Origin of the sequence: Sphingopyxis sp., assembly GCF_041916015.1 — a bacterium.
Classification (GTDB): domain Bacteria; phylum Pseudomonadota; class Alphaproteobacteria; order Sphingomonadales; family Sphingomonadaceae; genus Sphingopyxis.
Window position 1 is genome coordinate 1 of the sequence record NZ_JAYSAH010000009.1, and the last position, 11,949, is coordinate 11,949.

Below are 11,949 nucleotides of genomic sequence, written 5' to 3' on the forward strand. Positions count from 1 at the left end.
CGCGCCGACGTTCGCTTCGACCTTGAATTCGCGCTTCATGCGATCGACGAGGATGTCGAGGTGAAGCTCGCCCATGCCCTTGATGATCGTCTGGCCCGATTCATGGTCGGTCGACACGCGGAACGAGGGGTCCTCGGCGGCCAGGCGGTTGAGCGCGATGCCCATCTTTTCCTGGTCGGCCTTGGTCTTCGGTTCCACCGACAGCTCGATGACCGGCTCGGGGAATTCCATCCGCTCGAGGATGATCGGCGCGTTGTTGGCGCAGAGCGTGTCCCCGGTGGTGGTTTCCTTGAGGCCGGCGAGCGCGACGATGTCACCCGCGAATGCTTCCTCGATGTCTTCACGCGAGTTGGCGTGCATCAGGAGCATACGGCCGATCTTTTCCTTCTTGTCCTTGACCGAGTTCAGATAGCTGCCCTTGGTCAGGGTGCCCGAATAGATGCGGGCGAAGGTGAGCGAACCGACGAACGGGTCGTTCATGATCTTGAACGCGAGCATCGACAGCGGCGCGTCGTCGGCCGTCGCACGCGAATCGGGTTCGTTCGTGTCGGGGTTGATGCCCTGAACGTCTTCGATGTCGAGCGGCGAAGGCAGATAGTCGACGACCGCGTCGAGCAGCGTCTGGACGCCCTTGTTCTTGAACGCCGAGCCGCAGAGGACGGGCACGAAAGCCTGGTTCAGCGTGCCCTTGCGGATCAGCGCCTTCAGCGTCGCGACGTCGGGCAGCGTGCCTTCGAGATAGGCTTCCATCGCATCGTCGTCCTGTTCGACGGCGAGTTCGACGAGCTTTTCGCGATATTCGGCAGCCTTGTCGGCGAGTTCGGCCGGGATGTCTTCATAGAAGAATTCGGCGCCGAGGCTTTCATCCTTCCAGATGATCGCGCGTTCGTTGACGAGATCGACGAGGCCCTTGAAGTCCGATTCCGCGCCGATGGGCAGATAGAGGACTGCCGGAACCGCACCCAGGCGATCGATGATCGTCTGGACGCAATAATAGAAGTTCGCGCCGGTGCGGTCGAGCTTGTTGATGAAGCACATCCGCGGCACCTTGTACTTGTCCGCCTGGCGCCACACGGTTTCCGACTGCGGCTCGACGCCGGCAACGCCGTCGAACGCAGCGACCGCGCCGTCGAGGACACGCAGCGAGCGTTCGACTTCGATGGTGAAGTCAACGTGGCCGGGGGTGTCGATGATGTTCAGGCGATGCTCGGGACCCTTGCCCTCATCGGCCTTCCACAGACAGGTCGTGGCGGCCGACGTGATCGTGATGCCGCGTTCCTGTTCCTGCTCCATCCAGTCCATCGTTGCAGCGCCGTCATGCACTTCGCCGATCTTGTAGGACTTGCCGGTGTAATAGAGAATGCGCTCGGTCGTCGTGGTCTTGCCGGCGTCGATGTGCGCCATGATACCGAAATTGCGATAGCGTTCGAGCGGATGGCTGCGTGCCATGATCTTTTCCTTGGATTTGGGGGGAGGCCTTTGGAGCCGCCCCCGATATAGGAAGTTTTGTTGCGATTGCGAGACGGGCCAGAGACCCGCCTGCGCTTACCAGCGGTAGTGGCTGAAAGCGCGGTTCGCTTCCGCCATGCGGTGCGTGTCTTCGCGCTTCTTGACCGCGTTGCCGCGGTTGTTCGACGCGTCGAGCAGCTCACCCGACAGGCGCGCGGCCATGGTGGTCTCGCTGCGGTTGCGCGCCGCGGTGATCAGCCAGCGGATCGCGAGCGCCTGCGCGCGGTCCGGACGAACCTCGACGGGAACCTGATAGGTCGCACCGCCGACGCGGCGGCTGCGGACTTCGATGTTCGGACGGATGTTCGCGAGCGCTTCGTGGAACACGCCGAGCGGTTCCTTCTTGGCGCGGGCTTCGACCGCTTCGAGCGCACCGTAAACGATGCTTTCGGCAACGGCCTTCTTCCCGTCCAGCATGACGCTGTTCATGAACTTCGAGAGCACGACATCCCCGAAACGGGGATCGGGCAGGATTTCGCGGCGTTCAGGACGACGACGACGAGCCATGGGATATTTCCTTTACAACAGCATCCCGGCGCAGAGCGCTCACGGGATGATCGATTTCAGCTTCAACCGAGGGACTGGATCCCGGACAAAATCGCCTGTCGCGATTTTTCCGGGATGACCGTCACCCCGTGACGGTCACTTCGGACGCTTGGCGCCGTACTTCGAACGGCTCTGCTTGCGGTCCTTCACACCCTGGGTGTCGAGCACGCCGCGCAGGACGTGGTAGCGCACGCCGGGAAGGTCGCGCACACGGCCGCCGCGGATCAGCACGACGCTGTGTTCCTGGAGGTTGTGGCCTTCGCCGGGGATGTAGGAAATGACTTCGCGGCTGTTGGTCAGACGGACCTTGGCCACCTTGCGGAGCGCCGAGTTCGGCTTTTTCGGGGTCGTCGTATAGACACGGGTGCAAACGCCGCGCTTCTGCGGGTTCGCTTCCATCGCCGGGACCTTGGACTTCGCCTTCTGCGGCGTCCGGCCCTTGCGGACCAGCTGGTTGATCGTGGGCATGAATGCTTCACCTTCAAGTGTCCGCCCATAAGAGCGAACGGTTACTGTACCGCGGTGGATGAAGCTCCGGCCGATAACCCGCCAAAAATGGCGAAAAGCGGCAGACCTTATAACAGCAAAAGACCCCGGCGGACTCTTGTCGTCCTCCGGAGGCTCCATCCGCGCCAGCAATGTTCAAGCGCTGTTGTAACTGAAAGAGGCGGCAGACCGCCCTTTTCGGTCGAGCGCGCCCCTAGCGGCGATTCCCGTCCGGGTCAAGGGGCAGGCAATATTGTTGCGCCGGACCGAACATCCTATCGATCGCCCATGACCGCCATCCGTCACGCCAGCTTTGCCCCGCACGTCGCCGCCGACACGCGCCTGCTGATCCTCGGCAGCCTGCCCGGCGCGCGGTCGCTCGCCGAACGGCAATATTATGCGCATCCGACAAACCAGTTCTGGCGGCTGCTGGGCGCGGTCGTCGAACGGCCGCTGGCCGACATGGCCTATGGCGACCGGCTGGCCGCGCTGCGCAGGGCCAAGGTCGGCCTGTGGGACGTGATTCGCACCGCCCGGCGGCGAACGAGCAGCGATTCGGATATCCGCGAGGCCGAGGCGCACGATCTTGCCGCGCTGGTCGCCGGCTTGCCCGACCTTCGCACGATCGCCTTCAACGGCGGCAAGGCCGCGGCGATCGGGCGCCGCCGGCTCCCGCCGCTCGAGGCTATTGCACTCATCGACCTGCCATCGAGCAGCGCCGCGCACACGATCGGCTTCGCGGCGAAGCTGACGCAATGGATGCGCCTTCGCGCCGCGCTTGCCGCCACCCGACCGAGCGGGTAAGCGCCGCGCCATGCCCGTGCCGATCGACCATATCGACAGCTGGATCTTCGATCTCGACAACACGCTCTATCCGCCGTCGGCAAAGCTGTTCGACCTGATCGACGAACGCATGGGCGCCTTCATCATGCGGCTGCTGGACGTCGATGCGGTCGAGGCGCGGCGGGTGCAGAAGCAATATTTTCACGACCATGGCACGACGATGGCGGGGCTGATGCGCCATCATGGGATCGATCCCGAGACGTTTCTGGTCGATGTCCACGACATCGCGCTCGACCGGCTGGCGATCGACGCGCGGCTGCGCGCGGGGCTCGAGCGCCTGCCGGGACGCCGGCTGGTCTTCACCAACGCCGACGCCGATTATGCCGCGCGCGTGCTCGAAGCGCGGGGGATCGCCGATCTGTTCGACGGCATCTGCGACATCCGCATCACCCGTTACACGCCCAAGCCCGAACCGGCCGCCTATGCGATGATGGTCGATCATCTCGGGGTCGATCCGCGGGCCAGCCTGTTCGTCGAGGATATGGCGCGCAACCTGACGCCCGCCAAAGCGCTCGGCATGACGACCGTGTGGCTGGACAATGGCAGCGAAAGCGGCCATCGCGGCCATCTGCCAGACCATGTCGATTTTCACGTCAGCGACATCGCCGACTGGCTCGATACGCTTCCGGAACATTGGGGAATTTCATGACCACCGACCTGCAATCGACGATCGAAGCCGCGTGGGATGCGCGCGACACGCTGGGGCTGACCACGGCCGGCGCGGTGCGCGAGGCAGTCGAAGCCGCGATCGCCGGGCTCGATAACGGCAGCTATCGCGTCGCCGAACGGGACGCGGACGGCGCGTGGCAGGTCAACCAGTGGCTCAAGAAGGCGGTCCTGCTGTCGTTCCGCCTCAATGACATGGAGATCATCGAGAGCGGGCCGGGCGGCGCGACCTGGTGGGACAAGGTGCCGTCGAAATTCGCCGGCTGGGACGCGAACCGCTTTCGCGACGCCGGTTTCCGCGCGGTGCCCGGATCGATCGTCCGCCGCGGCGCCTATATCAGCAAGGGCGCAGTGCTGATGCCGAGCTTCGTCAACATCGGCGCTTATGTCGGCGACGGGTCGATGGTCGACGCCTGGGCGACGGTAGGAAGCTGCGCGCAGATCGGCGCGAACGTCCATCTGTCGGGCGGCGCGGGGATCGGCGGCGTGCTCGAACCGTTGCAGGCGGGGCCGGTGGTGATCGAGGACGGCGCCTTCATCGGCGCGCGCGCCGAGGTCGCCGAGGGCGTGATCGTGCGCGAGGGCGCGGTGTTGTCGATGGGTGTCTATCTCGGCGCCTCGACCAAGATCGTCGACCGCGCAACGGGAGAGGTGTTCGTCGGCGAGGTGCCGGCCTATTCGGTCGTCGTGCCGGGTTCGCTGCCGGGCAAGCCCCTCCTTGACGGGACGCCGGGGCCGTCGCTTTACTGCGCGGTAATCGTCAAGCGCGTCGATGCGCAGACGCGCGCGAAGACCGGGATCAACGAGCTGCTGCGCGACTGATCCTGTCGTCGCCCCCGCGACGGCGGGGGCGACGATTCTTACCGCTCGCTGAGATAATAACGTTCGCGCGCGGTCAGATCGTCGTCGAGATCATAGACGATCGGTTGTCCGGTCGGGATTTCCAGCCCGGTGATGTCGGCGTCCGAAATACCCGACAGATGCTTGACCAGCGCGCGCAGGCTGTTGCCGTGCGCCGAGATCAGCACCGTCTTGCCGGCCTTGAGCTCGGGCGCGATCGCGCTTTCATAATAGGGCAGGACGCGGGCGATCGTGTCCTTGAGGCTCTCGGTGTTCGGAATCGCGATGCCCGCGTAGCGTGGATCGGCCGACAGGTCATAAGGCGAATCGGCGGCGAGCGGCGGCGGCGGAGTGTCGAAGCTGCGCCGCCAGATCTTTACCTGTTCGTCGCCATGCTTCGCCGCGGTCTCGGCCTTGTCGAGCCCGGTGAGCCCGCCATAATGGCGTTCGTTGAGGCGCCAGTCCTTGGTGACCGGCAGCCACAGCCGGCCCATCGCCTCGAGCGCCAAGTTGAGCGTCTTGATCGCGCGCGTCTGAACCGAGGTGAAGCAGGTGTCGGGCGCGATGCCCTTTGCCTTCATCAGCTCACCCGCCGCCCACGCCTCCGCCGCGCCCTTTTCGGTGACATCGACGTCCCACCAGCCGGTGAAGCGGTTTTCGAGATTCCACTGCGACTGGCCGTGGCGGATGAGGATGAGCTGCGGCATGTTCGGTCCTTCGGCTGGAGGGGATTCGCCGCGCCCCATAGCGCGGGTTTTTGCCGAACGCCAATCGCCCCCTTGAAATGGTTTCGGCCGTTACCAGATTCGCCTCATCCGGCCGCCGATACGGGGCCGGGTGGCGATCGCGACGGCATGTCGTGATCCCGTGACTTCGCTTTGCAAGGAAGGAATGACATCATGCGTAACAGCTTCGACTGGACCCCTTATCGCCGCTCGACCGTCGGCTTCGACCGACTGTTCGATTTCCTCGAATCGAGCGGTTCCGCGGACAATTATCCGCCCTTCGATATCGAGAAGATCGCCGACGACCATTTCCGCATCACGGTCGCGGTCGCGGGCTTCAAGAATGACGAGATCGACATCACCGCGCAGCAGAACATGCTGACCGTCAGCGGCCGCAAGGCGCCGGCGAAGGAAGGCGAAGGCCGCCAGCTTCTCTACAGCGGCATCGCGACGCGCGCGTTCGAGCGCCGCTTCCAGCTCGCCGACTTCGTGCGGGTCGATAAGGCCGATCTCGCCGACGGGCTGCTCATCATCGACCTGGTGCGCGAAGTGCCCGAGGCGATGAAGCCGCACAAGATCGCGATCGGCGGCACATCGCCGGTGATCGAGGACAAGAAGGCCGCCTGAGGCCTTTGAACCTTGCCCTTCGGGGCATCAGAACGGGGTCCGGCTCCCTCTCCCGGACCCCGTTTTCATAGGGTGTGTTCGCGTCTTCGCGGGGACGCCGCGTTAGAGCCGCCGGGTCATGAAGCGGCTGAACGGGTCCGGCCGATAATCGGCGAAGGGCTCGCAATCCTCGAAACCGTAACGCCGATAGAGCGCCAGCGCGGGTTCGAAGGCCGCGCCCGATCCGGTTTCGAGGCTGAGCCGCTCGACGCCGCGCTCCCGCGCTTCGGCGATGATATGGCCGAGCATCCGCGCGGCGACGCCCTGGCGGAGGAAAGCGTCGGCGGTGCGCATCGACTTGATTTCGCCGTGCGCGCCATTCAGCATCTTGAGCGCGCCGCAGCCTGCCAGCACCCCCTCCTTGTGGATCGACCAGAAGGTCACGCCGCCCGCGCGCAGCCCGTCGAAATCGAGGAAGTGACAGCTTCCGGCCGGCGAACTGGCAAGCATCCCCGCGAAATGCCGTTCCAGCAGCGCCCGAACGGGCGCGCCCGACAGATCATCCTCGACGATCCGCCAGCTATCGATCACAGCATCTGGTCGAGCGTCTGCAGGCAGGCGTGCGCGAGCAGCTTCGAACGTTCGGGCGACCAGCCCTGCACCGGATCGGGGAGGTCGCGATTGTCCTTGAACGGCATTTCGAGCGTCATCGACACCGCACCGAAGCGCTCGGCGAGTTGCGTCGTCGACATCGTCAGATTGGCCTGCCCCGGCGCCGACAATTCATAACCGAGATCGACCTGGAAATCGGGCGTGTTCGCCGCGAGCGCGGTCTGGAACGCCTGATATTTGGCCGCCTGCTCCGCTTTGAGCGAGGGAATACCCTCAAACCCCGCGAGAAAAACCGCGGGAATCGCTTCGTCGCCATGGACGTCCATCGCCCAGTCGACGCCGCTTTCGTCCATCGCGTTCCGCACGCACAGCACTTCGGGGCTGCGCTCCGCGGTCGGATTGTCCCATTCGCGGTTGAGGTTCACCCCGGCATAGTTGGTGCGCAGATGCCCGCGGCGCGAACCGTCGGGGTTCATGTTCGGAACGATGTGGAAACGGCACTTTTGCAGCAGCGAGCGCGCCCACGGGTCGGCGGGATCGGTGAGCTTGTCGAGCGCGCCCTCCATCCACCATTCGGCCATCGACTCGCCCGGATGCTGGCGCGCATAAAGCCAGACCTGCGTCGCGCCGGTGCCCATCTCGATACAGTCGATCGGCTGGCCTTCGAGGCTAGTGCCGAGGCAGCGATAGGTCACGCCTTCGCATGTCGCGACCGACGCGATCAGATCATGGTGCCTTTCCATCGAATAGGGCGCGAAATAGGCGAGCCAGAGGATCGGGCTTTCGGCGGTGTGGCGGACGGTCAGCGTCCCCGCCGCCGAATCATAGTCGGTATCGAGGCGGAACCAATGCTCGCGATCGTGGCTTGCTGAGACGGCATAGCCCGGCCAGCCGTCGGGATAGGCCGACCCGGCAAGACCGCCGATCGCCAGCTCGAGCGCGTCGCCGACCCGGCACGCGACGCGAAAGTGGAACCATTGGTAGAAATCGGATTCGCGATCCTTGCGGATCGACAGGCGCGCCGAGGTGCCGTCGACCGATTCCACGACGATATTGCCGCTGTCGAAGGCGGCGTTGATGCTGATGGTCATGGGACGCTGATAGTGCGTCCCGATTCGCCGGGGAAGTCCTTGAATAGAGCTTCGGCCAATTTAGCGGCGGCGAGCGACGGCTGCGCGGCGGGCGCCTTCACCGGCACCGCGGTCAGCGCGCGGCCTTCCCAGATCGCCTGTCCGGTCGCGGCATCGTCGATGCGCACCGACAACTGGAGATCGGCCATGCGCTTCGGTCCGCCGCCGAGATTGATCCCGAGCCCGAGCCCGACCCCCGATCCATAGCTGCCGGTCGAACCGCCGACCCCGACCGAGACGGGCGAGCGGCGGGCGGCGGGCGCCTGCTCGCTGCGCTCGAACGCGATGCGGACGAGCAAGGGCGCCTTTTCGTTGCTGCCTGCCGCGACGAGTCCCTGCCGCTGGAGCTGCTGATCGACCGCAGCACGGTAGCTGTTCCATTCGAGCGAGGGCATGGCCGCCGCTGCGCCGTCGAGTGGCGCCGTCGCAACAGCGTAGCGCGTGCCCGGCGCCCAGCCGGGAACGGCGTTATGGAAGCGGGTGACTTCGACGGGCGGGACCGCGGTCGCGCAGCCGCCGAGCGCAAGCGCCGCTGCACCGAGCAGGGCGACGGAAAGATGACGCATCATCTGCGCATCATGCGCCACAAAAAATGGCCTGGCAATGAACGGGATGCGGGTCGCACCCCGTTCAGGGAATCAACGATAGAAGATATGATTGTCGATCGACGCGACGCGCGTCTTGCGCCAGCCCGGCGACACATAGCGCGCGTGGAAGAAGAGTGCGCCCGGCGCCTGCGTCTTCCAGCTGCCGTCGCGCGCGATCTGGGCGATGGCGACGGCGTTGGTCCACTGGGCCGCGTTGCGGATCGCGGGCATCTTGCCGCCGCGCACGAAGCTGAACTGGCTCGGCTGGTGGACCACGCCGCACAGGCTCCTGGGGAAGCGGCCCGACTTGGCGCGGTTGATCACGACATGCGCGACCGCGAGCTGGCCCGCGAGCGATTCGCCGCGTGATTCGAAATAGACCGCGCCGGCGAGGCAGCGCAGTTCAGGGTCGATGTCCGCCGGACGATCGGTCGCGGCGACGAGCTCGGCAAGCGAATCGACGTCCAGCGCCGGCTTCACATCGGCGGCGGGTTCATCGCTATTCTGGGGAAGGGTGACGACCGGCTGTTCGCTTGTCGTCGTGGCATCCGCCGGGTCCGCGGCCGACGCATCGGCGCCCGGCAGGGTGATGGCGGGAATATTCGCGCTTTCCGCGAGATCGCTCGCGAAGCCCGGTTCGGCCAGCAGCAGCATGGCGGTTGCGGTCATGCCGACGGCAGCCATGCTGGCGGCGTTCAATATGCGACTCATATTATCCGTCAAAAGGGCGGCTGATGGACCGAAATCTCAAGACAGGCGGGTGAGCTAATCCGGCTCTATGCCGCCTGGGGCCATCATCCGACTGCGTGTCCGAAGCGTTTTTCGGGGCACCCCGCCAAGCAGGGCAACCCACGCAACGACCTACGCGTTATGGAATGCGCGCCAGTTATTGTGCAGCGCAACAGAGTCAAGTTAACGCAGCCCACTCCGCGACGAGCCGTGGCGCATCTGCGATATCCAGTTCGACCATCCACAGGTCGGGATCGGCGTGGCGCCGCCTTGACTGGTAGTCTGCGCGCGATTCCCCATCCTTTGGGTCGTCGGGGCCGACCGCCTCCCAGATATAGTTGCCATCAGGGCCAAACCTCCGCTCGAGCAGGGGACCGGGCGTACCGCGTTCGCTGCATTGAACGAGGATGATGCCCGAAGTTTCATCGCCTTTCGCCAGCACGGTAGCGAAGCCCCCGGCGCTTTCAGTCCGGCGGAGCAAGAGATCGACAAGAAAACGGCTTGTAAGCCGGGTCATGAGAAAAGTCTCTTGTCTGTGTCAGCTACGCTGAAACGATACGGCACCGGCCCGCTCCCCCACCCGGCCTCCCTACTCTAGTAATCTATGGGAGGCCGGGTGGGGGGAGCGGGCCGGTGCCGTATCCACGTCAGTGGATCAATCTACGCCGCATCGCGCGTTTCGGTGTCGAGCAGCATCGCATAGAGCGCTTCGTCGCTCTTCGCGCCGCGCAGCCGTTCGGCGATGCTTTCGTTGCGGAGCATCCGCGAGACGCCCGCGAGCGCCTTCAGATGATCGGCGCCCGCATCGAGCGGCGACAGCAGCACGAAGAGCAGGTCTACGGGCAGGCCATCGACCGCCTGAAAATCGATCGGCCGCGCGAGTTGCAGGAACAGGCCGCGCACGCCCGACAGATCGGCCATCTTGGCGTGGGGCAGGGCGATGCCGCGCCCGAAGCCCGTCGATCCCAGCCGTTCGCGTTCGAGCAGCGCCTCGCTGACCTCGCCCGCGTCGAGCCCAAGCGAACGCGCGGCAAGATCCCCGACGAAGGGGAAGAGCGCCTTTTTCGAGTCGAGCTGCACATGCGCACGCACGGTCGCAGGATAGAGAAGGGAAGATAGATTCATCGTCAGGTCAAATCTGCATAGCCGCCGGGACAGGCACCCGGGTCTTCAAAGTTCGCGATCGATCGGGGAATGTGCTGGCCCCGGCACCCGGCCCGCGATCGAGCATCGGGCTTCGTTGGGCGCGGCCCTTAGGCCGGATGGCGGAGAAAATCCAGCCCCTATCGCAAGGCTTTCGGTGGAACCGGGCCAAAGGAGGCCCGGTTTCCCGACCAGCCTAGCGGGGTTCGACCCAGCCGATCGTCCCGTCGTCGCGGCGATAGACCATATTATGGCTGCCCGTCTTGCTGTTCACGAACAGCAGCGCGTTGGTGTTGCGAAGATCGAGCATCATTACCGCGTCGGACACGCTGCTCGTCGGAATATCGACGCGCGTTTCGGCGATGATCGCGGGCGCATCGCCGGCCTCATCCTCGTCGGCGCCGCCGTCGAAGACGACATAGCTGGCATTGTCCTCGATATCGTCGATCGAGGGTGCCGACTGGCCATTGGCACCGTTGCGGTCCTTCAGCCGCCGCATATAGCGTCGAAGCTGTTTCTCGATGCGGTCGGCGGCACCTTCGAAGGCGACGTGCGCGTCCTGCGCCTGGCCATGACCCTTCAGCACCAGTCCCTGCATCACATGCGCGACGATGTCGCACTGAAAGCTGTCGTGCGGCCCCTTGCCGAAGGTCGCGTGCGCGCCGATCGCGCGGGAGAAATATTTGTCGGCAATCGCGTTCATCCGGTCCGACACATGCGCCTGCAGCGCAACGCCGGTTTCGATCTGGTGCCCAGAGACGCGGATTTCCATTTTTCTTCTCCTTCCAGAATCATGACGGCGGCCGGGACCGCCGTCACGGACTATCGTGCCACAAGGCTCCACTGAGCGTGGCGACGAATTCGGCGTGCCGCGCCAGCTCGGCGGCGGTCGCGGCGTGCGGGCGGGGTTCGCGAAAGGCGCGTTGCGGCGCCGCGGCGCGAACCGGATCGGCGGACAGGGCGCATGCAGACGCGCTCGCCGCAAGACCGAGGCCGATCTGGCGGCCGCCGGTCATTTCGATGTAGAGATGCGCGAGCAGTTCGGCGTCGAGCAGCGCGCCATGCTTGATCCGGTGGCTGCGGTCGATGCCGTAGCGCGTGCAGAGCGCGTCTAGGCTGTGCTTCGCACCGGGATGAAGCTTGCGCGCCATCTGGACGGTGCAGCACATGCGGCCCATGTCGATCGCCGGACGGCCGGCGCGCGCGAGCTCGGCATTGATGAAGCCGAAGTCGAAGGCGGCATTATGCGCAACGAGCGGCGCGTCGCCGAGAAATTCGATCAGCTCGTCGGCGCGAGTCGCGAAGAGCGGCTTGTCCGACAGGAACTGGATCGACAGCCCGTGCACCGCTTCCGCCGCGGCGGGCATGTCGCGCTCGGGGTTGAAATAGGCGTGAAAGGTAACCCCCGTCTCGCGGCGGTCGATCAGCTCGACGCACCCGATTTCGACCAGCCTGTCTCCGGCTTTGGGATCGAATCCCGTGGTTTCGGTATCGAAAATAATCTCGCGCATTGAGCGGTCAATCTGG

The 11,949-nt window shown here is 65.0% G+C and carries 16 protein-coding genes; 4 read left to right on the forward strand and 12 right to left on the reverse strand.

Annotation, left to right across the window (positions count from 1 at the left end; genetic code table 11):
• The 3 genes from fusA to rpsL form a co-directional block, all read right to left on the reverse strand.
• Positions 1-1,449: elongation factor G (gene fusA, locus ACE3SL_RS01010; RefSeq protein WP_374523899.1), on the reverse strand; the 1,449-nt coding region annotated here is incomplete at its 3' end.
• A gap of 96 nt (positions 1,450-1,545) precedes the next feature.
• Positions 1,546-2,016 (reverse strand): 30S ribosomal protein S7, encoded by a 471-nt coding sequence (gene rpsG, locus ACE3SL_RS01015; protein WP_350033319.1) that lies wholly within the window; start codon positions 2,014-2,016, stop codon positions 1,546-1,548.
• Between the two features lie 135 nt (positions 2,017-2,151).
• A complete protein-coding gene (rpsL, locus tag ACE3SL_RS01020; protein WP_374523900.1) occupies positions 2,152-2,523 on the reverse strand; it encodes a 30S ribosomal protein S12 in 372 nt (123 codons plus the stop codon).
• A gap of 306 nt (positions 2,524-2,829) precedes the next feature.
• Here rpsL and ACE3SL_RS01025 point away from each other — a divergent pair, with 306 nt between their 5' ends.
• From ACE3SL_RS01025 to dapD, 3 genes are read left to right on the forward strand one after another with little or no spacing between them, the layout of a single operon-like run.
• Entirely contained in the window at positions 2,830-3,345 is a 516-nt protein-coding gene (locus ACE3SL_RS01025) for a DNA-deoxyinosine glycosylase (RefSeq protein WP_374523901.1), read from the forward strand.
• 10 nt (positions 3,346-3,355) lie between these two features.
• Entirely contained in the window at positions 3,356-4,033 is a 678-nt protein-coding gene (locus ACE3SL_RS01030) for a pyrimidine 5'-nucleotidase (protein WP_374523902.1), read from the forward strand.
• Complete coding sequence (gene dapD, locus ACE3SL_RS01035; RefSeq protein WP_374523903.1) at positions 4,030-4,872, forward strand: 2,3,4,5-tetrahydropyridine-2,6-dicarboxylate N-succinyltransferase; 843 nt, start codon at positions 4,030-4,032, stop codon at positions 4,870-4,872. The genes ACE3SL_RS01030 and dapD overlap by 4 nt, the downstream gene beginning before the upstream one ends.
• Before the next feature lie 38 nt (positions 4,873-4,910).
• On the opposite strand, the gene gpmA is transcribed toward dapD, so the two are convergent.
• Complete coding sequence (gene gpmA / locus ACE3SL_RS01040) at positions 4,911-5,597, reverse strand: 2,3-diphosphoglycerate-dependent phosphoglycerate mutase (RefSeq protein ID WP_374523904.1); 687 nt, start codon at positions 5,595-5,597, stop codon at positions 4,911-4,913.
• A gap of 192 nt (positions 5,598-5,789) precedes the next feature.
• Between gpmA and ACE3SL_RS01045 the strand changes: the two genes are divergently transcribed.
• Positions 5,790-6,242: an Hsp20 family protein gene (locus tag ACE3SL_RS01045; protein ID WP_374523905.1), complete on the forward strand. Its 453-nt coding sequence runs from the start codon at positions 5,790-5,792 to the stop codon at positions 6,240-6,242.
• Between the two features lie 102 nt (positions 6,243-6,344).
• Here the strand turns inward: ACE3SL_RS01045 and ACE3SL_RS01050 are convergent, their stop codons facing one another.
• The 8 genes from ACE3SL_RS01050 to dnaQ form a co-directional block, all read right to left on the reverse strand.
• Positions 6,345-6,812, reverse strand: coding sequence for a GNAT family N-acetyltransferase (locus tag ACE3SL_RS01050; RefSeq protein ID WP_374523906.1), 468 nt, complete (start codon positions 6,810-6,812; stop codon positions 6,345-6,347).
• The gene (locus ACE3SL_RS01055; RefSeq protein WP_374523907.1) at positions 6,809-7,924 is read right to left on the reverse strand and encodes a M14-type cytosolic carboxypeptidase; all 1,116 of its coding nucleotides are present in this window, start codon (positions 7,922-7,924) and stop codon (positions 6,809-6,811) included. Before ACE3SL_RS01055 ends, ACE3SL_RS01050 begins: the two co-directional genes overlap by 4 nt.
• A complete protein-coding gene (locus ACE3SL_RS01060; RefSeq protein WP_374523908.1) occupies positions 7,921-8,532 on the reverse strand; it encodes a DUF4136 domain-containing protein in 612 nt (203 codons plus the stop codon). The genes ACE3SL_RS01055 and ACE3SL_RS01060 overlap by 4 nt, the downstream gene beginning before the upstream one ends.
• A 69-nt stretch (positions 8,533-8,601) precedes the next feature.
• The gene (locus tag ACE3SL_RS01065) at positions 8,602-9,261 is read right to left on the reverse strand and encodes a cell wall hydrolase (protein ID WP_374523909.1); all 660 of its coding nucleotides are present in this window, start codon (positions 9,259-9,261) and stop codon (positions 8,602-8,604) included.
• Positions 9,262-9,457: 196 nt separating this feature from the next.
• Positions 9,458-9,796: a DUF1491 family protein gene (locus ACE3SL_RS01070; protein ID WP_374523910.1), complete on the reverse strand. Its 339-nt coding sequence runs from the start codon at positions 9,794-9,796 to the stop codon at positions 9,458-9,460.
• Between the two features lie 143 nt (positions 9,797-9,939).
• On the reverse strand, positions 9,940-10,404 hold the full coding sequence (locus tag ACE3SL_RS01075; RefSeq protein ID WP_374523911.1) for a PTS sugar transporter subunit IIA: 465 nt from the start codon (positions 10,402-10,404) through the stop codon (positions 9,940-9,942).
• Between the two features lie 214 nt (positions 10,405-10,618).
• On the reverse strand, positions 10,619-11,194 hold the full coding sequence (hpf, locus tag ACE3SL_RS01080) for a ribosome hibernation-promoting factor, HPF/YfiA family (RefSeq protein ID WP_374523912.1): 576 nt from the start codon (positions 11,192-11,194) through the stop codon (positions 10,619-10,621).
• A 43-nt stretch (positions 11,195-11,237) separates the two neighbouring features.
• Positions 11,238-11,933, reverse strand: coding sequence for a DNA polymerase III subunit epsilon (gene dnaQ, locus ACE3SL_RS01085; RefSeq protein WP_374523913.1), 696 nt, complete (start codon positions 11,931-11,933; stop codon positions 11,238-11,240).
• Positions 11,934-11,949 lie beyond the last annotated feature (16 nt).

Bases quoted from the DNA above. Each gene is read 5' to 3' on its own strand.
- ACE3SL_RS01070 (WP_374523910.1), bottom strand. From the start codon at position 9,796: ATGACCCGGCTTACAAGCCGTTTTCTTGTCGATCTCTTGCTCCGCCGG.
- gpmA (WP_374523904.1), bottom strand. From the start codon at position 5,597: ATGCCGCAGCTCATCCTCATCCGCCACGGCCAGTCGCAGTGGAATCTC.
- dapD (WP_374523903.1), top strand. From the start codon at position 4,030: ATGACCACCGACCTGCAATCGACGATCGAAGCCGCGTGGGATGCGCGC.
- ACE3SL_RS01075 (WP_374523911.1), bottom strand. From the start codon at position 10,404: ATGAATCTATCTTCCCTTCTCTATCCTGCGACCGTGCGTGCGCATGTG.
- ACE3SL_RS01065 (WP_374523909.1), bottom strand. From the start codon at position 9,261: ATGAGTCGCATATTGAACGCCGCCAGCATGGCTGCCGTCGGCATGACC.
- ACE3SL_RS01045 (WP_374523905.1), top strand. From the start codon at position 5,790: ATGCGTAACAGCTTCGACTGGACCCCTTATCGCCGCTCGACCGTCGGC.
- ACE3SL_RS01055 (WP_374523907.1), bottom strand. From the start codon at position 7,924: ATGACCATCAGCATCAACGCCGCCTTCGACAGCGGCAATATCGTCGTG.
- ACE3SL_RS01025 (WP_374523901.1), top strand. From the start codon at position 2,830: ATGACCGCCATCCGTCACGCCAGCTTTGCCCCGCACGTCGCCGCCGAC.
- dnaQ (WP_374523913.1), bottom strand. From the start codon at position 11,933: ATGCGCGAGATTATTTTCGATACCGAAACCACGGGATTCGATCCCAAA.
- rpsG (WP_350033319.1), bottom strand. From the start codon at position 2,016: ATGGCTCGTCGTCGTCGTCCTGAACGCCGCGAAATCCTGCCCGATCCC.
- rpsL (WP_374523900.1), bottom strand. From the start codon at position 2,523: ATGCCCACGATCAACCAGCTGGTCCGCAAGGGCCGGACGCCGCAGAAG.
- ACE3SL_RS01060 (WP_374523908.1), bottom strand. From the start codon at position 8,532: ATGATGCGTCATCTTTCCGTCGCCCTGCTCGGTGCAGCGGCGCTTGCG.
- ACE3SL_RS01030 (WP_374523902.1), top strand. From the start codon at position 3,356: ATGCCCGTGCCGATCGACCATATCGACAGCTGGATCTTCGATCTCGAC.
- hpf (WP_374523912.1), bottom strand. From the start codon at position 11,194: ATGGAAATCCGCGTCTCTGGGCACCAGATCGAAACCGGCGTTGCGCTG.